Origin of the sequence: Paracoccus subflavus, from assembly GCF_004310345.1 — a bacterium.
In the GTDB taxonomy this organism is placed as follows: domain Bacteria; phylum Pseudomonadota; class Alphaproteobacteria; order Rhodobacterales; family Rhodobacteraceae; genus Paracoccus; species Paracoccus subflavus.
The window spans coordinates 166,642-185,032 of record NZ_SISK01000006.1; the positions used below are offsets into that span (position 1 = coordinate 166,642).

The following is an 18,391-nucleotide window of genomic DNA, read 5'->3' on the forward strand; positions in this document are numbered from 1 at the left end:
GGCGTCATTCCGTCATTTGCGCCAGCCGCAGGCGTTGAATCTTGCCCGAGGGTCCCTTGGGCAGTTCGTCCATCACATGTATGATGTCTGGCGACTTGAACTTGCCGAGCTTTCGTTCGCAAAGCTGTGTCAGTTCCTCGATGCTGAGGTTTGATCCCTGGCGCAGGGCCACAGCCGCCTCGACTCTTTCGCCATAGCGGGCGCAGCGACGGGCAAAGGCCGCAGCCTCGATGACATCGGGATGGGCGTAAAGGGCTTCGTCCACTTCACGCGGAGCTATGTTCTCGCCGCCTTTGATGATAAGTTCCTTCAGGCGACCGGTAACAAAGACATAGCCGTCTGCGTCCTTTCGCCCCAGATCGCCGGTTTTCAGCCAGCCATCGGCAGTCAATGCCGCAGCCGTGGCCTCGGGGTTGTTCAGATAGCCGCGCATCACATTGGGCCCGCGCACGGCGATTTCCCCTTCGATGTCAGGCGGAAGCGGAACCATGTCTTCCGACACGATGGCGACCTCGTTGCCGACGGCCACGCCCGGAGAGCCGATTTTACGCAAGCCTGGTGGCAGCGGGTTGGACAGGATCTGGGCCGCGGTTTCCGTCAAACCCATGGTTTCCACGATCGGAATGCCAAAGCGCTGCTCGAACGCCGTCTGAACGTCGATCGCAAGGGCTGCGGATGCGGACCGGCCGAAGCGGATTCTTTGCCGAGTTGTCTCCTCGGGATCGCGTTCGCCGTGCAGAAGATGAGATATGATTGTGGGAACCACGGAAAACCAGGTCACGCCATAGGACTCGCACAAGGGCCAGAACTGTCCCACCGAGAACCGTTCACAGATCACCACCGAGCCCCCTGAAACCAAAGGGCCCATGATCGTCACGCACAGGCCGTTGATGTGGTAGATCGGCAAGACACACATCGCTCGATCACCGGGAACCAGCGCGTGGGCACACGCGGTCGTCCAACCCCCGGCGAGCAGGCTCGAATGGCTGTGCACAACCCCCTTCGGGCGTCCGGTCGTGCCAGAGGTGTACATCAGCAGCGCGTCATCGTCCGGCCCGCACGGATGCAGGTCGGCACCGGCCAGCCCTTCGGGCCAGGAAAACCCCTCGCAGGCGGTGATGGCCACCGGGGGGGCGGTGTTCTCGGCCAGCGCTGCGTCCAGAAGCTCACGCCTTGTTGCAGCGACCAGCACGACCCGGCTGCCTGAATGCCCCAGGGCATAGCCGATCGCGTCGGCACCGGCGACAAGATTGATCATCGTGGCCCGGAAACCGCCATAAAGGGCACCAAACAGGCCAAGCACCGCATCGCGCCCGTTTGGCATCATCAGGGCGACGCTTTCGCCGCGACGGATGCCCATGCCAGTCAGGTTCGCGGCGATCGTGGCGGCACCTGCACGCAACTCGGCCCAGGTAATTTCGCTGGCATCCTCGGCAAACAGATGGCTGGTCCGGTTGCCCTCCGTATCAGCGCGGTGGTCCAGCCAATCCCGGACGGTGCCTGAGGGCGGATCGAAAAGATCGAACCTCATCTCCCGGCCTCCGTCCAATAGCCTGCAAAGATGTCCTCGAGTGCGGGTTCCTGGGGTGCGATGGGACGGACGATCCTGGTGCGCTGAAGATAGTGACGCCAGTGAAGGTTGGCGTCGATCGAGTTTCCGCCCCAGGTGCCGCATCCCATCGACAACGAAAAAGGCAATCCGTTGTCAAACGCCCCGCCGGTGGCAAAGCAATGCGCCTGGTTGACGATGACGCGGCATACGGGCAGGTGCCGGCCCAGAGCCACCGGCCGGTCCGCATCGGCGGTATGCAGGCCGATGGAATGGCCTGCCCCTTGGTATTGCAGGATGCGCTTGGCGAGTTCGGCTGCATGATCGAAATCCCGCGCACGATAGAGCGCAACGACCCGGCTTAGTTTTTCCCCCGACAAGGGATGATCCGGCCCGATGCCGTCGGTTTCCACTGCAATGAACCGGGTTCCGCCTGGGACGAGTTCGGACAACCCAAGCTTTTCTATCATCACCTCGGCATCCTTGGCGATGATGTCGCGATTCAGGTGGCCGTCGGGCCAGAGACGGGCGACGACGCCATCAGCCTGAGACGCCTGAATCGTGGCGCAGCCCTCTGCCGCCAAGGCATCCAGAAAGGTGTCATAGACTGCATCAAGAACGATCAGTTCATTCTCGGACGAGCACGAGGTGGCGTTGTCGAAGGTCTTGGAGGCGGCGATCTTGTGGGCGGCGGCGGCCAAGTCCGCGGTTTCGTCCACAATGACCGCAACATTCCCTGCCCCCACGCCGATCGCGGGGGTTCCGCTTTCATAGGCACGGCGCACGTTGTCCTGGCTGCCTGTAACGATCACAAGATCCGCTGTTTCAAGCAGGCGCTGCGTCTTGGCTTTGGTGCCAGGCGCGGGGATCATCTGCACCAGATCCTTGTCTTCGCCGATCTTGTCGAACTCTGCGTGGATAAAGGCAATCAGCGCCGCACAGCATTCGATTCCCTTCGGCGACGGCGAAAGGATGATCGCATTGCCACATTTCAGCGCGTTGATGATGTTGTTCGCCGGGGTGGCGGCAGGATTGGTCGAGGGCACCACCGCGCCGATCACCCCCAAGGGCCGTGCGATTTCAGTGATCCCCGTACCCGGATCTTCGGGCAGTATTCCGAAAGTCTGGATCCCCTGGATGTCGCGCATCAGGCCCAAGGTCTTGCGATGGTTCTTGGTGATCTTGTCGGCCACGTTGCCCAGACCCGTGGTCCGCACGGCAAGTTCGGCCAGTTGGCGATTGCGGTCCGGCTCCATGATCGCCCAAGCTGCGGCCTGAGCGGCAAGATCATAGCGGCGCTGACTGCCGCCGGCCTCGTATCCGGCCTGCGCGGCCCGAGCCCGCGCCATGATCATATCGACCGAAAGAATATCGTTGGAGATGTTCATATCCGTTACTGTTTTCCGCTTGGGCCCGACAGTCCGGGCAATGCAAGGCAAACGACAGACATCTGGCGAATTTTCCCTGACCGGCAGGGAACGACCGATTGCCTCTTCACAATTTAACGATAAGGAATGAAAATAGTGATGCAAATGTTTTCATGATAAATATGAGATGGCATGAAAAATGGTTAAAAAAGAAAATCTTAAGCCCGATATTGTTTCCGTAGCAAAGCTTGCAGGGGTCTCTGTGGCTACGGTTTCTCGGGTCATGAACCACCCTGACTTGGTTCAGCCATCGACCCGCAAGAAGGTAGAGCAGGCGATTCGGAAATGCGGTTACATCCGGAACCGCGCCGCCCAGACGATCCACGGCAGACGCAGTGCGACCATTGGTCTGGTGGTGCCGACATTGGCGTATACGATCTTCGCCGAACTCGTACAGGCATTCAACGACACCGTGACAGACAGCGGATTTACGCTGCTTCTGGCATCGCACGGCTATGATCTTGCCGCGGAATATCAACTGGTCCGAAAGCTGCTGGAACACCGCGTGGATGCGCTTGCCCTGATCGGGCTTGATCACGGCCAGGACACTTATCGCGTCCTGCGGGAACAAGGCGTGCCGGTTCTGGCCATATGGAATTATGCTGCGAATTCAGAGATATCGTGCATCGGCGTGGACAATGCCGAGGCTGGCCGGCTGGCCGCGAACCACCTGCTCATGCTGGGGCACAGGTCGATTGGCACGGTCTTTCCCGCCCTGGAGGACAACGACCGGGCACGGGCCCGGAAATCATCGGCGATGGATCGCTTCATGTCGCTTGATGCGGAACTTCGCCCGGAATGGCAGCGCCAGACCCCCTACAGCATCGCAGAAGCAAAGGTGGCCTGCCTTGACTTGCTGGACCGGGCAGAACGGCCAACCGCGCTTTTATGCGGCAATGATGTCATCGCGCAGGGGGCGATCTTTTCAGCCCTCAGGCTGGGTCTTTCGGTGCCCAGGGATGTTTCGATCATCGGTATCGGCGACTTTGCCGGATCCGCAGAATTAGAACCAGGGCTGACCACCGTGCGGATCCCCGCCAACCGCATCGGGACCGCTGCCGCCCGGCAACTGATCAAGGCCGTGGACAATGCGGCTGATGGCGCGTTGCTGGGCACCCGGTTCGAATGTGAACTCGTCATGCGCGGCACCACGATCACCGCGCGCCCCGGTTGAAGCAATGCTCACCCGGCAGCGCCCTTTGGACAGCCGCGCATGACGGCAAAGCGATCCACGCTCGCAGGCATCCGGACCTGGGATGCATAATCCGCCAGACACACCGTGGCAGGCTCTCGGGGTTTCGAGATCCCTTGAGCCTGCCGTGGTGGCCGTCGGTGCCCACGGGCAGAGGAGTTTACGCCGCCCGGATGAGAATCACGGCCGCGACACCTGGTGCTTGTCGCAGGGAAAATATCCCCGCCGCCCTAGAACGCCCCGCCATCAACCTTTGCGGCCTTGGCAGGGCCTCCAGCCTCAAGGATGATCAGCAGAAACTGCAAGCCCAGCACCGAAAAACCCAAGGGGATCAGGGCATAGGGGATCCACATCGGGGTGCCGAAGCTGCTCGAGACACGCTCGCCATAGGCATAGGCGTCATGCGACATCAGCACGCCGCGCCATGTCAGGGCAGCGCAGAAGACCACGCCGACCAAGCCCACGATCACGCCCAGAACCCGCTGCACGGCGGGCGAGGCCAGTTCGGCCATGACGCCGATGCCGATCTGTTCGCCCCGTCTCAGGGTCTCGGATGCGGGAACCAGGGCCAGATAGACCAGCAGGAAGGCGTTGACCTCCATGCTCCAACTGGTCGCGCGGGCGAAGAAGTACCGCATCAGGGCATCATAGCCGATGGTCACCATGATGAAGGCCAGCGCCAGGGCGCCGCCCGCATGAAGCAGCAGCGACACCCCGTGCACAAGCCGATCCAGCGATCGCATGGCCTCAGGCCTCCTGACCCAGGGCCAGGTCGATGGCCTGCTGGCCGATCTCGGCGCCGACCTCCTTCAGCCAGATTTCCCTGACATCCGCGTTGATGGCGTCGAATTCGGCCAGCTCGTCAGGGGTTGGATCGACAATCTCGATACCCGCCTCGCGGAAGGCCGGCCAGTACTGGCCCTCGAAGTAATCCTCGTTGGCGACCCGCGCGCTGTCGGCATCGAACCATTCAGCTGCTTCCGTCAGGGCCGCGCGCGCCTCCTCGGGAAGCGATTCCCACCGCTGGGTGGTCATGAAGGCGCCGATGGCAAATCCCGTCACCGGCAGGCGATAGGCGTACTTGACCTGTTCCTGCACGCTGCGCCCGTTGATGGTCGAGATGTTGGCCACGGCCGCATCCACCGTGCCGCGCTCCAGCGCGATATAGAGTTCCGAGGACGGCACACGCACCGGTGCCGCGCCGAAATGTTCCAGCGCGGCCGATGCCTCGAAGGACACCAGACGCACTTTCTTGCCCTCGATGTCGGCCAGAGAGGTGATCGGCGCGCTTTCGATGCTCCAGACGTATTCCGGCTCCATGATGCCGCCGCCCAGGGACAGGCAGGTCAGGCCCTGCTTGGCCAGCTCGGCCTGGATCAGGGCGAAGAGCGGCCCATCGCGGCGCAGGCGGTCGGGGTTTTCGTAAAGCGGCCCGACCACGCCCGGCAGGCCCAGCACCCCCAGGATCGGCAGCGAGCGGGTGATGTAAGAGGTCGTGTGGAACATGAAATCGACCGTTCCGGAGCGCAGCGCCGGCAACTGTTCATCCGCCGACACCAGGCGCGCGCTGTCGTGATAGTCGATGCTGACCGGGCCGTCCTGCGCCTCGTTGACCCGGTCCACGAAGCCTTGCGAGCCATAGGCAAGGTCCGCATAGGATGGCGGAAGATAGCTGACGGCGGTCAGCACCTCGGCCGCGCGGGCGGTCTTGGGCCAGCCCGCCACCGACAAGGCGCCGATGGTGGCCGCGCCGCTCAGGAAAGTGCGTCTTGTGGTCATGTCGTTTCCTCCCAGGTGAACATTCGGATCGTGTGGTCAGCCCGCCAGCCCCGGCAGCCACAATGCCAGTCCCGGTATCAGGACGAACAATGTCAGGACGGCGAATTGCAGAATGACGAAGGGCAGCACGCTGCGGATGATCGTTTCGATCGGCAGGACGGGTGCCACGGCCTTCAATGTGTACAGGTTCAGCCCCACGGGCGGGGTGATCACCGCCATTTCCAGGTTCATCACCAGGATGATGCCGAACCACAGCGGATCATAGCCAAGCGTCGTGACCAGCGGCAGCAGGATCGGCGTGGTGACCACGATCAGCGAGACCGCGTCCAGCAGCATCCCCAGCAGCAGCAGCGCCACCATGACCAGCATCAGGATGGCAAAGGGTGCCAGGCCGGTCTGGGTCAGGGCCTGGGACACGGCATCGGGCAGCCGGATCAGGTTCAGGTAATCGCCAAAGATCCGGGCGCAGCCCATGATCAGCAGGATCGAGCCCGAAATGCGCGCGCTGGAGGCCAGGATGTCCCACAGCCGCGCCCAGGTCAGGGTGCGAAAGATCACTCCCGCCAGGAACATCGCGCCCAATGCCCCGAAGGCCCCCGCCTCGCTGGGGGTGGCGACCCCGGTATAGATGACGCCCAGAACCACGATCACCAGCAGCCCGGCGTGCCACAGACTGCCCAGCGACCGCAGCCGCGCGCCCCAGTCGGGCGGGCCTTCGTGTTCCAGCGGCGCCTCGGACGGGTTCAGCGTCGCGCGGATCCAGATATACACTGCCAACACGAAGGCCAGCATCAGCCCCGGAACGATGCCGCCGATGAACAGGTCGGACACCGACACGCCCGACACCGCGCCGTAGATGATTAGCGGCACGCTGGGGGGAATCAGCATCGCCAGTGCACCGGAACTGACCACCGATCCCGCCGCCAGCCGCTGCGAATAGCCGCGCGCCAGCATTTGCGGCACCGCGATCGAGCCGATGGCCGCGACCCCGGCGATCGAGACGCCCGAGACCGCGCCGAACATGGTCGAGGCGCCTACCGTGGCCACCGCCAGCCCGCCGCGCACGCGGCTGAACCACAGGGCCGCCGCGCGGTACAGGTTCTCGCCCACCGGCGTGGCCGACAGGAAGTTGCCCATCAGGACGAACAGCGGCAGGGCGAGAAGCTCGAAGCTGTTCAGTTGCGCGAAAAGCGAGGTCGGTCCGAAGAACAGCGCCATGGCCCCCCGCGCCATGTAGAGGCCCAGCATCCCGGCAGCCCCCAGGGCCAGGAAGATGGGGGCCCCGATGCCGATCAGGCCCAGCAGGACGACGACGACGATGATGGGTTCGATCATGATGCAGCCCTTTCCCCAAACCATCCGGCCCGGCTCAACTGACCGGTAATCTTGTCGGGAACGCGCCCGGCCAGATCCTCGACCAGGGCCGACAGGCGGTCGTGGTCCAGCCCCGTCGCGATCCCCTCGCGCTGCATCAGGTAATTCACGTCCTCAGTGGCGATGTTGCCGGTGGCGCGCGGCGCAAAGGGGCAGCCCCCCAGGCCCCCGATCGAGGCATCGACAACCGTCGCGCCCAGTTCCAGCGCCGCCGACAGGTTGGCATAGCCGGTGTTGCGGGTGTTGTGCAGATGAACCCCCCAGGGGCGGCCCTGCAGCGTGGGGGCCACGTGGCGGTGCAAGCGGCGGATGTCGCCCGGCACGGCAACCCCGATCGTGTCGGCCAGCACGATCCTGTCCGCGCCCGCCGCGACCAGGGCGGCGACCATGCCGGCCACGCGGTCGGGGGGCACCTCGCCCTCGAACGGGCAGCCATAGGCGGTGGCCACCACCGCCGTGATGTCGCGCCCCGCACCCCGCGCCGCTTCGGCCGCACGGGCGAATTCGGCGACACTGTCCTCGGACGACATGCCCTGGTTGCGCCGGCAAAACGTGTCCGAGGCCACGACGGCAAATCGCAGGCCCTGGACGCGCGTGGCCAGCGCGCGCTCGGCCCCGCGCAGGTTCAGGACCAGCGCGGACAGGTGAACTCCGGGCAGCTCGGGCAGGCCTGCAAGCACCTCCTCGGCGCCCGCCATCTGGGGGACACGGGACGGGCTGACCATGCTGACCGCCTCGATGCTGCGCAACCCGGCCGCAGCCAGCCCGGCGATCAGGCGGATGCGTTCCTCGACCGGGAAGGTCAGCGGCAGGTTCTGTAGCCCGTCGCGCGGGCCCACTTCGCAGATCGTCACCATCAGATCACCCCGTCGGCTTTCAGCCGTGCCAGATCGTCCGCCCTCAGGCCCAAATCTCCGTAAACCTGCGCGTTGCTGGCGCCGATTGCCTGGGGCCCCAGCCAGGCGATGTCGCCCGGGGTCCGCGACAGGACCGGGAACACGCCCGGCACGGTGATGGTGCCGAAGTCGGGGTCCTCGATGTCGCGCACCATGCCGCGTTCGCGGAAATGCGGATCGGCCACCACCTCGGCGATGGAGTTGATCGGCCCGTAAACCACGTCATGCGCCTCCAGCCGGGCGGTCAGTTCCTGCAGGGGCAGCGACCGCGTCCAGTCCGCGATCATCGCGTCCAGTTCGGCGGCGTTCTCTCCGCGCACCTGATGGCCGGAGAAACGGGGGTCATCGGCCAAGTCGGGCCGGTCCATCGCGCGCGCCAGGCGGCGGAACATCGCGTCCACATTCGCGGCGATCACGATCCACGTGCCCTCGGCCGAGGGATAGATGTTGGACGGCGCGATCTTGTCCAGCCCCGATCCCGAGGGCTGTCGCACATGGCCGGTCTTGGAATATTCGGTGACGCAGCTTTCCAGCATGGCAAAACAGCTTTCGGTGATGGCCGCATCGACCACCTGCCCGCGCCCGTCGGTGCGGTCGCGGTGCCACAGCGCCATCATCATCCCCTCGAACGCGAACAGTGCCGTCAGCGTATCGCCCAGAGAGATGCCATAGCGCGGCGGCGGCATGTCGGGATAGCCGTTGATATAGCGCATCCCCGACATCGCCTCTCCGACCGAGGCAAAGCCCGGCCGCCCCGCATAGGGCCCGGTCTGGCCGAATCCCGATACCCGCACGATCACCAGGCGCGGGTTGATGGCGTGCAGTTCGGCCGGGCTCATCCCCCATTTTTCCAGCGTGCCGGGCTTGAAGTTCTCGATCAGGACATCGGCATCGGTCAGCAGCCGGCGCACCAGATCCTGGCCGCGCGGATCGCGCAGGTTGGCCGAAACCGAGCGCTTGTTGCGCGCCATGATCGGCCACCACAGCGTGCGCCCCTCGTGGCGGTTGCGACCCCAGTCGCGGATCGGATCGCCTTGGCCCGGAGCCTCGACCTTGATCACATCGGCCCCGAAATCGGCGCAGCGGGTCCCGACGAATGGCCCGGCCAGCAACTGCCCCATCTCGATGACGCGCAAGCCCCGAAGGGGCCCGAAACCTGACGGTTCGGGTTCAGTCATGTCTTGTCGTCCTCCCTGCCGCGCGATGCGCGACCTCCTCATTGGATACAATCCAATGCCGCCCCGGGATCGCAGGCAAGTTATTTCTGTCAATCAGAACAATCGTCCGATAAATTGTATCAAAACCCGGAGGGGATCGTGACCGGCAGACCCGACAGCGCGGCCGAGCGCGCCTATCGCGTCCTGCGCCAGGCGGCGCTGGATGGGCGGCTTCCCACCGACCGCAAGGTGACCGAGGACGGGCTGGCGCGGATGCTGGGCCTGTCGCGTACGCCGGTGCGCGCCGCGGTGGGCCGCCTGCTTCTTGAGGGGCTTTTGCAGCGGCGCGCCGGCCACGGGCTGTGGTGCGTTCTGCCCACGCGCGCCGCGATGCAAGAGATATTCGACATTCGCGTGCGGCTGGAATCCTATGCTGCGGCCCGCGCGGCCGAACGCGCCAGCACCGCTCAGCGCGACGCGCTGACCGCATCGGCGCATCGCATGTCAGATCTGGTTGCGCTTCTGCGTGGCGGTCCGGACCCCGAGATCGTCCGCCGCATCCACGAGGAGAACGCCCTGTTCCATGGCGTCATCATGCAGGCCGCCGCCGCCCCGCGGCTGGAACGACTGCTCAGTTCCACCGTGGACCTGGCCTTCGTCAGCCTGACGCTGCAGCGCTACAGCCTGCGCCAGCGTGTCCGCTCGGCCGGGCACCACCACGAGATCGCCGAGGGCATCTCGGCCGGGATGTCAGATTGGGCCAGCCGATGCATGGAGGCGCATATTCTTTCTGCCGCCGCGACGTTTCTTCAGCAACCGACCGGAGATGCCCCGACAGAGACGTGATCGGCTCTTTTTCACCCAGGCAACACCTGCCTGAGCCACGCATGTCACGCGCCGAAAGCCTTGAAGCCGGAACGGACGCGCGAGTTGGGTCGCGGGATGTGCGCGGATGGGGTAGGAGGGCTGGCCATATTCTCGATAATGGCGCGGACTTTCAGGCGGCAGGTTACTGGGCACCCAGTTGCTACGTGCACTTTCCTTGACTGCACATCTGCTCTATCCCCCAAAATGACCACAACCAACAAGGCGGACGCAATGTCCTTTGAATATTCCGTCATTCCCGCCCCGACGCGTGGAGAAAAGGCCAAGGACGCCAAGACCCCCGGCAGCCGCTATGCCTTGGCCCTAACCTCGGAACTGAACCGCATGGCGCGCGAGGGATGGGAGTATGTCCGAGCCGACGTGCTGCCCAGCGAGGAGCGCAGCGGGCTGACCGGTCGCAGCACCGTGTATCACAACCTGCTGGTCTTCCGCCGCCCTTTGGCGGCATCTGCGGCCGATACGGCATTGCGGCAGCCTCAGCCCGAATATGCGGTGGCCGCCTCGCCCATGCGCGAACCCCAGCCGGTTCCCGACCTGCCCCGCGCCGCAGCGCCGCAACCCGGCGACCTGCCTATCGGAACGCCTGCGGTCCCACCGGCGGCGGACACCGAGGCGACCCCGCCCGCGCCTCGGACCGCCCCCCTGCAGCCCTGATCAGGCTGCGCAGGCCCGAAGCTGCGGCGCGAAAGGCTGCACCGTCATCGTATCCCGGTCGAACACGCAGAAACTGTCAGGCGGAACCTCGGACCAGTCGTTTTCCTCGGTTTCCAGCGGCTCTGACACCACCGCCCTTCCTTGCCGGCGTTCGGACCAGCGGTGATACAGGCTGGGCGCCTGATCGTCGCTGGCATGGCGGATCGCATACAGCCTTCTGCCATCGGAAAAGGCGCAGGTCGCGCGAACAAAGGGCGCGCAGCCCCGCCGCATGGCCAGATCGGTCAGCCGCGCGACGGCCCGTTCCATGGCGCCTTTGGGATCGTGTTCCAGCCCTTCGCCCAAGGCGATCAGGAACAGCGCCTCGCTGTCCGTGGCCCCCCGGCGGCTGGGATAGAGCGCGTCGGGAATCATCGCGTCGGCATCGCGGCGATAGGTATCATACCCCCCGAACTGCCCGTTGTGCATAAAGCTCCACCGGCCCGACGCGAAGGGATGGCAGTTGTTCCGGCTGGTCGCGGTGCCGGTGGAGGCGCGCACATGCGCCATGAACAGCCCCGAGCGGACCTGCGCCACCAGACTGTGCAGGTTGGGATCCGACCAGGCGGGCAACACATCGCGATAGAGCCCCGGCTCGGGCCGCTCTCCGTACCAGGCCAGCCCGAAGCCGTCGGCATTGACCGGCGTGTGGCAACGCCGTGCGCCCTGGCTCTGCCGGATCAGCGAATGATCCGGGCGGCTGACGATATCCTCGAGGAAAATCGGTTGGCCCACATAGGCGGCCCAACGACACATGATCCTGCCCCTTCGTGTTTGACGTCTTTGCGACAGAACTACCACGAATGGATGAAGAATATAGCCTATTCCGCAGGGGGCGCCGTTTCCTCGACGATCACAAGGTCGCGTTCGGACGCGCCTTTGGCATGGGCAAGCGCCGCCTGATATTCACTGCTTTCGTAACAGGCAACGGCGGCCTCGAAACTGGGAAAGCGGGCCACCACGTTGCGGGGCCGTTCCTGCCCTTCCATCTGCCGGTAACGCCCGCCCCGTGCCAGGAAAACCCCGCCATGCGCGGCAACGGCCGGTCCGGCGGCCTGGGCGTACCGGCCATAGGCCTCGGGGTCGGTGACGGTCACATGGGCAATCCAGAGCGCGGTCATGCGGTTTCCTCGATCAGTTTCTCGACACGGGCGATGGCGTCATCGGCGGCGGCCAGGCTGGGCGCCCCGCCCTGGGCGCGGTCCGGCCGTCCGCCGCCGCCCTTGCCCCCCAATGCGGCGGTCGCGGTCTGCACCAGCGTCACCGCACTGATGCGGTCCACCAGATCGGCCGTCACCCCGGCGGCGACCGTGGCCTTGCCCTCGGTTTCGGCCAGCACCAGAACGGCGCCGCTGCCAAGCTGCGCCTTCATGTTGTCCACAAGCGCGCCCAGCTCTTTGCCGCCGACGCCGTCGATCCTGCGGCCGATGAACTTGACGCCGTTGATGTCCTTGACGGTTTCAGCATCACCGGCGCCGCCCATGGCAAGCTGCCGTTTCAGGTGGGCCACCTCGTTCGCCAGGGCCTTGCGCTCGTCGGCAAGCGCCTTGACGCGGCTCACCACCTCCCCGGCCTGCGCCTTCAGAAGACCGGCAATCTCTGACACCTGACTGTCGGCACGGCGCAGATGCGCCAAGGCCGCCTGTCCGGTCAGCGCTTCGATCCGCCGCACTCCGGCGCTGCTGGCACTGTCCCCCAGCACGACAAAGGCGCCGATATCGCCCGTGCGGGCCACATGGGTGCCGCCGCACAATTCCAGCGAATAGGTCTGCCCGTCGGCGCCCTTGCCGCTGTCGGCAAGCCGCCCCATCGAGACGACCCGAACCTCGTCGCCGTATTTTTCGCCGAACAGGGCCTGAGCGCCCAGGGCCCGGGCATCGTCGGGGGTCATGATACGCGTTTCGACCGGGCTGTTCTGGCGAATGAAATCATTCACCTCGGCTTCGATGCGCGCCAGTTCCGCAGGGGAAACCGCCTGACTGTGGCTGAAATCGAACCGCAGCCGTTCCGCGGCGTTCAGGCTGCCGCGCTGCGCGACATGCGGACCCAGCGCCTGTCGCAGCGCCTCGTGCAGCAGATGCGTCGCGGAATGATTCGCCCGGATGGCGCCACGGCGCACATGATCCACCGACAGGGTTGCGCCCTGCCCCGGCCGGATGGTGCCGGTCGTGATTTCGGCCATGTGCAGAAAGACGCCCGCGATCCGCCGGGTGTCGGTCACGCGGGCAATCCCGGTTTCGGTGCGGATCTGGCCGGTATCGCCTACCTGACCGCCCGCCTCGGCATAAAAGGGCGTCTGGTTGACGACAAGGGCTGTGGTCTGGCCTGCGGTTGCCTCGGGGGCCTCGGCGCCATTCGCGACGATGGCCAGAACCTGCCCTTCGGCTTCTTCGGTATCATAGCCCAGGAACTCGGTCGCGCCGTGCCGTTCGGCAAGCTCGAACCAGATGGCGGCATCGCGGGATTCCCCGGACCCTGCCCAGGCTGCACGCGCCCTGGCCTTCTGTTCAGCCATTGCGGCATCAAAGCCGGCGGTATCCACCGACCGGCCCTGTTCGCGCAGCGCATCCTGCGTCAGATCCAGGGGAAAGCCGTAAGTGTCATAGAGCTTGAAGGCCGTATCGCCCGGCAGGTTCGCACCCTCCGGCAGCTTTGCCAGCTCGTCCTCCAGCAGCCGCAGGCCCCGGTCCAGGGTCTGGCGGAACCGGGCCTCCTCGCTGCGCAGGGTTTCCTGGATCAGGGGCTGCGCGCGGGTCAGTTCGGGATAGGCCGCGCCCATCTGCCGGACCAGGGCGGGCACCAGCTTGTGCATGACCGGATCCTGGGCGCCCAGCATATGCGCGTGCCGCATCGCCCGGCGCATGATCCGCCGCAGCACGTATCCGCGCCCTTCGTTGCTGGGCATCACCCCGTCCGCGATCAGAAAGCTGGTGGACCGCAGATGGTCGGCGATGACGCGGTGATGAACCTTGCCCGGCCCGTCGGGATCGGCATTGGTCGCATGGGCCGACGCCTCGATCAGCGACCGCATCAGATCGGTGTCATAGTTGTCGTGCTTGCCCTGCAACAGCGCGCCGATCCGTTCCAGCCCCATGCCGGTGTCGATGGACTGCATGTCCAGCGCGCGCATTGACCCGTCCTCGAACTGCTCGTTCTGCATGAAGACAAGGTTCCAGATCTCGATGAAGCGGTCGCCGTCCTCCTCGGCCGAGCCCGGAGGGCCGCCCCAGATGTGATCGCCATGATCATAGAAGATTTCCGTGCAGGGACCGCAGGGACCGGTCGGACCCATCTGCCAGAAATTATCGCTGGTCGGGATGCGGATGATCCGGTCGTCCGGCAGGCCCGCGACCTTTTTCCAGATGTTCACCGCCTCGTCATCGGTATGATAGACCGTCACCAGCAGCTTGTCCTTGGGGATGCCGAAATCCCTGGTCAGCAATTCCCAGGCAAAGGGAATGGCGCCTTCCTTGAAATAATCGCCAAAGCTGAAATTGCCCAGCATCTCGAAAAAGGTATGGTGGCGCGCGGTATAGCCCACATTGTCCAGGTCGTTGTGCTTGCCGCCCGCGCGCACGCATTTCTGCGCGGTGGTCGCCCGCTTGTAGTCGCGCGTCTCCACCCCGGTGAACAGGTTCTTGAACTGCACCATGCCCGAGTTGGTGAACATCAGCGTGGGATCGTTGCGCGGCACCAGGGGGGACGACTCGACGATGCGGTGACCGTTGCGCTCGAAAAAGGTCAGGAAGGTCGAGCGGATGTCGTTCAGGCTGGGCATGGGCAGGGCCTTCATGGCTGGATTGCAAACCGGACGCGACCGGGCTGGCTTGGTCTACCCGGCACGTCGTTCCCTGTCCAGCAATGCCAGATCATGGCCGCATGAACGGAACAACTTTCATCAACATCGGTTACCTCCCCTCAAAACGGAGATTCACATGTTCAAATTCATTGGCGGCACCATCGGCATCATTTTTCTTATCGGCCTGCTTGTCGTCATCGGGATACTGTCCCTGATCTTTTGAAGCAGCCCTGAACAGGCAAAGGGCGCAGCCTGCGCCGCGCCCTTGCAAGGTTCATGGACCCTTTTTATTCCTCGGTCAGGCTGTCGTCATCGGTTTCGCCACCCGCGACGGCGAATTCCAGGCCGTGGCTGGCACGGATCTTGTCCTCGATTGCCATGGCCTTGTCGGGATTGTCGCGCAGGAACTGCTTGGCATTCTCGCGCCCCTGGCCGATGCGCTCATCACCATAGGAATACCAGGCCCCCGACTTCTCGACCACGCCGGCCTTGACACCCAGATCGATCAACTCACCGACCTTGCTGATGCCTTCGCCATACATGATGTCGAATTCCACCTGCCGGAAGGGCGGCGCGACCTTGTTCTTGACGACCTTGACGCGGGTGGCATTGCCGATCACTTCGTCCCGGTCCTTGACCGCGCCGGTGCGGCGGATATCCAGACGGACCGAGGCATAGAATTTCAGCGCATTGCCGCCCGTGGTGGTTTCCGGGTTGCCGAACATCACCCCGATCTTCATGCGGATCTGGTTGATGAAGATCACCATGCAGTTCGAACGGCCGATGCTGGCGGTCAGCTTGCGCATCGCCTGGCTCATCAGGCGGGCCTGGCTGCCCATCTGCATGTCGCCCATGTCGCCCTCGATTTCCGACTTGGGCGTCAGCGCCGCGACCGAGTCGACAACCACCAGGCTGACCGCGCCGGACCGCACCAGCGTGTCCACGATTTCCAGCGCCTGCTCACCGGTGTCGGGCTGGCTGATCAGCAGTTCATCAAGGTTCACGCCCAGCTTCCTGGCGTATTGCGGATCAAGGGCATGTTCCGCATCGACAAAGGCGCAAACCCCGCCCTTCTTCTGTTCCTCGGCCACGACATGCAGCGTCAGCGTGGTCTTGCCCGAGCTTTCCGGCCCGAAGATCTCGATGATGCGGCCCTTGGGCAGACCGCCGATGCCCAGCGCGATGTCCAGACCCAGCGAGCCGGTCGAGGTGGCCTCGATCTCGGTCACCGGGTTGTCCTTGCCCAGCTTCATGATCGAGCCTTTGCCGAACTGCCGTTCGATCTGGGCCAAGGCGCTGTCGAGCGCCTTCTGCTTGTCCGCGCTGCGCTTGTCGTTCATGTCGAAGATGCTCGCCTGTACCATATCGTCCTCATGGTTATTCCACAGCGCCGCGGACAAGGCAATCAAACGGCCGCGGTCATGTTCTCTAGTTGTTCTGGGCCTAGATGCGCATTCAGCACGACCTTTTCAAGCGTTAACCAAGACCCCGACCATATACGGTCCGCGTCGTTTCGACACGGGTTCTCTTGCGGCAGGCTCAGGCATCTAGGCGGCGTGGGGGACCTTGCAACTGCTGCGCCACGCATTGAGAAAGCTCTTGCAGGCTGAAGGGCTTGGCCAGAAAGACGGCATTCGGAACCGGGGCATGGCCTTCGCCGAAGATATCCTCGGTATAGCCCGACATGAAGACGACACGGGTGCCCGGGCGGTCCATCAGGGCCGTACGCACCCAGGTGGGCCCATCCATGCCGGGCATCACCACGTCGGTGACGAAAATGTCCACAGCCGGGATGATGTCCAGCAGGGCCAGCGCTTCTTCGGCATTTGCCGCCTCGTGGACCTCGTATCCCTTGAGCCGCAGCGCACGGGCGGCAAAGGCGCGAACCGGGGCTTCATCCTCGACCAGCAGGACCGAGGCGCGGCGGTCGGGCACTGGGGCGGCGGTCACTGCAGGGGTCAGCGCGATGGCCGGGCGGACAGGTTCCGGGACGCCCGCCTGGGCAGGGAAATACAGTGAAAAGCAGGTTCCCCGGCCCAGTTCGCTGTCGCAGAAGATATAGCCGCCGGTCTGCTTGACGATCCCATAGGCGGTGGACAGACCCAGACCGGTCCCCTCGCCCACGCGTTTGGTGGTAAAGAACGGCTCGAAGATCTTGTCGCGCAGGGCCGGGTCGATGCCGCAGCCTTCATCGGTGACGCGGATGCGCAGGTATTCGCCCTGCGGCACGGACACCTTGCCAAGACAGTTTGCGTCGCCGATGGTCGCGACATCGGTGCGGATCTCGATATTGCCGCCCGAGGGCATGGCATCGCGGGCGTTGACGACCAGGTTCATGATGACCTGCTCCAGTTGCCGCTTGTCGGCGCGGATGGCCCGCAGCGCGGTATCGTGGCTGATGGTCAGCGTGACTTTTCCGCCCACCAGCCGGTTCAGAAGATGCGTCAGGTCGGCCAGCACATCGCGCGGGTCCAGCGTTTCCAGCTTCAACTGCTGGCGGCGGGAAAAGGCCAGCAACTGCCCGACCAGCGCAGCCGCGCGGTTGGCGTTCTGGCCGATCTGGTCCAGATCCGCATAGTCGGGATCGCCCTTGTCGTGCCGCAGCATCAGGAGGTCGCAATGCCCCCGAATGGCCGTCAGCAGGTTGTTGAAATCATGCGCGACCCCGCCCGCAAGCTGGCCGATGGCCTGCATCTTCTGGCTTTGCACGAACTGCGCCTCGAGGGTCTTGAGCGCACTGGCATCGCTGAGCACGGCGATCACGCCCGGCTGTTCAACCGAATCGACCGCCAGCGTGACCTGAAAGAACTGCTCTCCGGCGGCGTCGTCGGGGGATCGCAGCCGCAGAACCTCGGGACGGATGGTATCGCGCCGCGCCGCACAGACTTCGGCAATCCATTCGCCGACGGGGCGGCCCGGACCGTCCAGAAGGCTGCCGAGATGAACCGGATCGCTCCCCTCGGGCAGGCGGTTTCCCAGCAGGCGGCGGGCGGCGGCATTGGCCCGGCGGATATGTCCATCGGGCGCGATGCGCAGCAGCGCCACGGGAATGACATCAAAATCGTCGCTGGCCTCTGGCCCGGCTTCGGCCAGCGGGGCAGGAGCGCCCTGGCGGTGATAGGACCAGACCTGCAAGGGCGCATCCTCGGCCCGGCTGAGCGTCAGCATGTCGCCTGACGCCAGGGTCAGATCGGCGCAACCCGCATGGCCCGCCCGACGCACCAGGCCGGCGAGATCGGTATCCGCATCCGCCCGCAAGCCCGACAAGAGGCACAGGACATTCTGTCCGGCAATGTCGCCGAAGCCGGTGCGCGAGGCATCGTTCTGCATCATCACCAGCCCGTCGGAATCACAGATCCAGATCGGATCGAAAGTGGCCGCGACCTCGTCCCGGATGCGGGCCAAAGTCCGTCGCGCCGCCAGCCGGTCCAGGACATAGGTCAGCGAAATGACGCCCCCCAGGACATACCAGGCCACAGCGACAGTCCCGATCGCCAGGGCCAGAGCCCCGTAACCGCTCTGCGGAGCGGCCAGGGCGGTCACGGCGGCCATGACCACCGGGAACATCAGGATCGGCAAGGCCACCGCCGCATGGCGCGATGCCGCCGATTGCGTTTCCCCGAAAACCATCCGTCGCCTC

16 protein-coding genes are annotated in these 18,391 nt (G+C 64.7%); 4 read left to right on the forward strand and 12 right to left on the reverse strand.

Features of this window, described 5'->3' with window-relative positions; genetic code table 11:
* Window positions 1–4: 4 nt before the first annotated feature.
* Window positions 5–1,531 (reverse strand): AMP-binding protein, encoded by a 1,527-nt coding sequence (locus EYE42_RS09870; protein ID WP_130991155.1) that lies wholly within the window; start codon window positions 1,529–1,531, stop codon window positions 5–7.
* Complete coding sequence (gene sauS / locus EYE42_RS09875) at window positions 1,528–2,937, reverse strand: acylating sulfoacetaldehyde dehydrogenase (protein ID WP_130991156.1); 1,410 nt, start codon at window positions 2,935–2,937, stop codon at window positions 1,528–1,530. Before sauS ends, EYE42_RS09870 begins: the two co-directional genes overlap by 4 nt.
* 178 nt (window positions 2,938–3,115) lie before the next feature.
* On the opposite strand from sauS, the gene EYE42_RS09880 reads away from it, so the two are divergent.
* Window positions 3,116–4,150, forward strand: a complete 1,035-nt coding sequence (locus tag EYE42_RS09880; RefSeq protein WP_130991157.1) for a LacI family DNA-binding transcriptional regulator — start codon at window positions 3,116–3,118, stop codon at window positions 4,148–4,150.
* 248 nt (window positions 4,151–4,398) lie between these two features.
* On the opposite strand, the gene EYE42_RS09885 is transcribed toward EYE42_RS09880, so the two are convergent.
* From EYE42_RS09885 to EYE42_RS09905, 5 genes are read right to left on the reverse strand one after another with little or no spacing between them, the layout of a single operon-like run.
* Complete coding sequence (locus EYE42_RS09885; protein WP_130991158.1) at window positions 4,399–4,911, reverse strand: TRAP transporter small permease; 513 nt, start codon at window positions 4,909–4,911, stop codon at window positions 4,399–4,401.
* Between the two features lie 4 nt (window positions 4,912–4,915).
* Window positions 4,916–5,947: a TRAP transporter substrate-binding protein gene (locus EYE42_RS09890; protein ID WP_130991159.1), complete on the reverse strand. Its 1,032-nt coding sequence runs from the start codon at window positions 5,945–5,947 to the stop codon at window positions 4,916–4,918.
* A 36-nt stretch (window positions 5,948–5,983) separates the two neighbouring features.
* The gene (locus EYE42_RS09895; RefSeq protein WP_130991160.1) at window positions 5,984–7,282 is read right to left on the reverse strand and encodes a TRAP transporter large permease; all 1,299 of its coding nucleotides are present in this window, start codon (window positions 7,280–7,282) and stop codon (window positions 5,984–5,986) included.
* Window positions 7,279–8,178: a hydroxymethylglutaryl-CoA lyase gene (locus tag EYE42_RS09900; protein ID WP_211657919.1), complete on the reverse strand. Its 900-nt coding sequence runs from the start codon at window positions 8,176–8,178 to the stop codon at window positions 7,279–7,281. Before EYE42_RS09900 ends, EYE42_RS09895 begins: the two co-directional genes overlap by 4 nt.
* Window positions 8,178–9,395 carry a CaiB/BaiF CoA transferase family protein gene (locus EYE42_RS09905; protein WP_130991162.1) on the reverse strand — a complete coding sequence of 406 codons (1,218 nt, stop codon included), beginning with the start codon at window positions 9,393–9,395 and terminating at the stop codon, window positions 8,178–8,180. Before EYE42_RS09905 ends, EYE42_RS09900 begins: the two co-directional genes overlap by 1 nt.
* A gap of 138 nt (window positions 9,396–9,533) precedes the next feature.
* On the opposite strand from EYE42_RS09905, the gene EYE42_RS09910 reads away from it, so the two are divergent.
* Together EYE42_RS09910 and EYE42_RS16170 are read left to right on the forward strand one after the other, a co-directional pair.
* Entirely contained in the window at window positions 9,534–10,220 is a 687-nt protein-coding gene (locus EYE42_RS09910; protein WP_165455759.1) for a GntR family transcriptional regulator, read from the forward strand.
* A gap of 252 nt (window positions 10,221–10,472) precedes the next feature.
* Complete coding sequence (locus EYE42_RS16170; protein ID WP_211657920.1) at window positions 10,473–10,913, forward strand: DUF4177 domain-containing protein; 441 nt, start codon at window positions 10,473–10,475, stop codon at window positions 10,911–10,913.
* Here the strand turns inward: EYE42_RS16170 and EYE42_RS09920 are convergent, their stop codons facing one another.
* The 3 genes from EYE42_RS09920 to alaS all read right to left on the reverse strand — a co-directional run bounded on the left by EYE42_RS09920 (window position 10,914) and on the right by alaS (window position 14,730).
* Complete coding sequence (locus EYE42_RS09920) at window positions 10,914–11,708, reverse strand: class II glutamine amidotransferase (RefSeq protein WP_130991164.1); 795 nt, start codon at window positions 11,706–11,708, stop codon at window positions 10,914–10,916.
* Between the two features lie 65 nt (window positions 11,709–11,773).
* The gene (locus EYE42_RS09925; RefSeq protein ID WP_130991165.1) at window positions 11,774–12,073 is read right to left on the reverse strand and encodes a DUF1330 domain-containing protein; all 300 of its coding nucleotides are present in this window, start codon (window positions 12,071–12,073) and stop codon (window positions 11,774–11,776) included.
* On the reverse strand, window positions 12,070–14,730 hold the full coding sequence (gene alaS, locus EYE42_RS09930) for an alanine--tRNA ligase (protein WP_130991166.1): 2,661 nt from the start codon (window positions 14,728–14,730) through the stop codon (window positions 12,070–12,072). Before alaS ends, EYE42_RS09925 begins: the two co-directional genes overlap by 4 nt.
* On the opposite strand from alaS, the gene EYE42_RS15995 reads away from it, so the two are divergent.
* Window positions 14,711–14,974 carry a small membrane protein YohP gene (locus EYE42_RS15995; RefSeq protein ID WP_165455760.1) on the forward strand — a complete coding sequence of 88 codons (264 nt, stop codon included), beginning with the start codon at window positions 14,711–14,713 and terminating at the stop codon, window positions 14,972–14,974. The genes alaS and EYE42_RS15995 overlap by 20 nt on opposite strands.
* 64 nt (window positions 14,975–15,038) lie before the next feature.
* On the opposite strand, the gene recA is transcribed toward EYE42_RS15995, so the two are convergent.
* Both recA and EYE42_RS09945 read right to left on the reverse strand, forming a co-directional pair.
* The gene (recA, locus tag EYE42_RS09940; RefSeq protein ID WP_130991167.1) at window positions 15,039–16,115 is read right to left on the reverse strand and encodes a recombinase RecA; all 1,077 of its coding nucleotides are present in this window, start codon (window positions 16,113–16,115) and stop codon (window positions 15,039–15,041) included.
* 175 nt (window positions 16,116–16,290) lie between these two features.
* Complete coding sequence (locus tag EYE42_RS09945) at window positions 16,291–18,381, reverse strand: ATP-binding response regulator (protein WP_246020695.1); 2,091 nt, start codon at window positions 18,379–18,381, stop codon at window positions 16,291–16,293.
* Window positions 18,382–18,391: the final 10 nt, after the last annotated feature.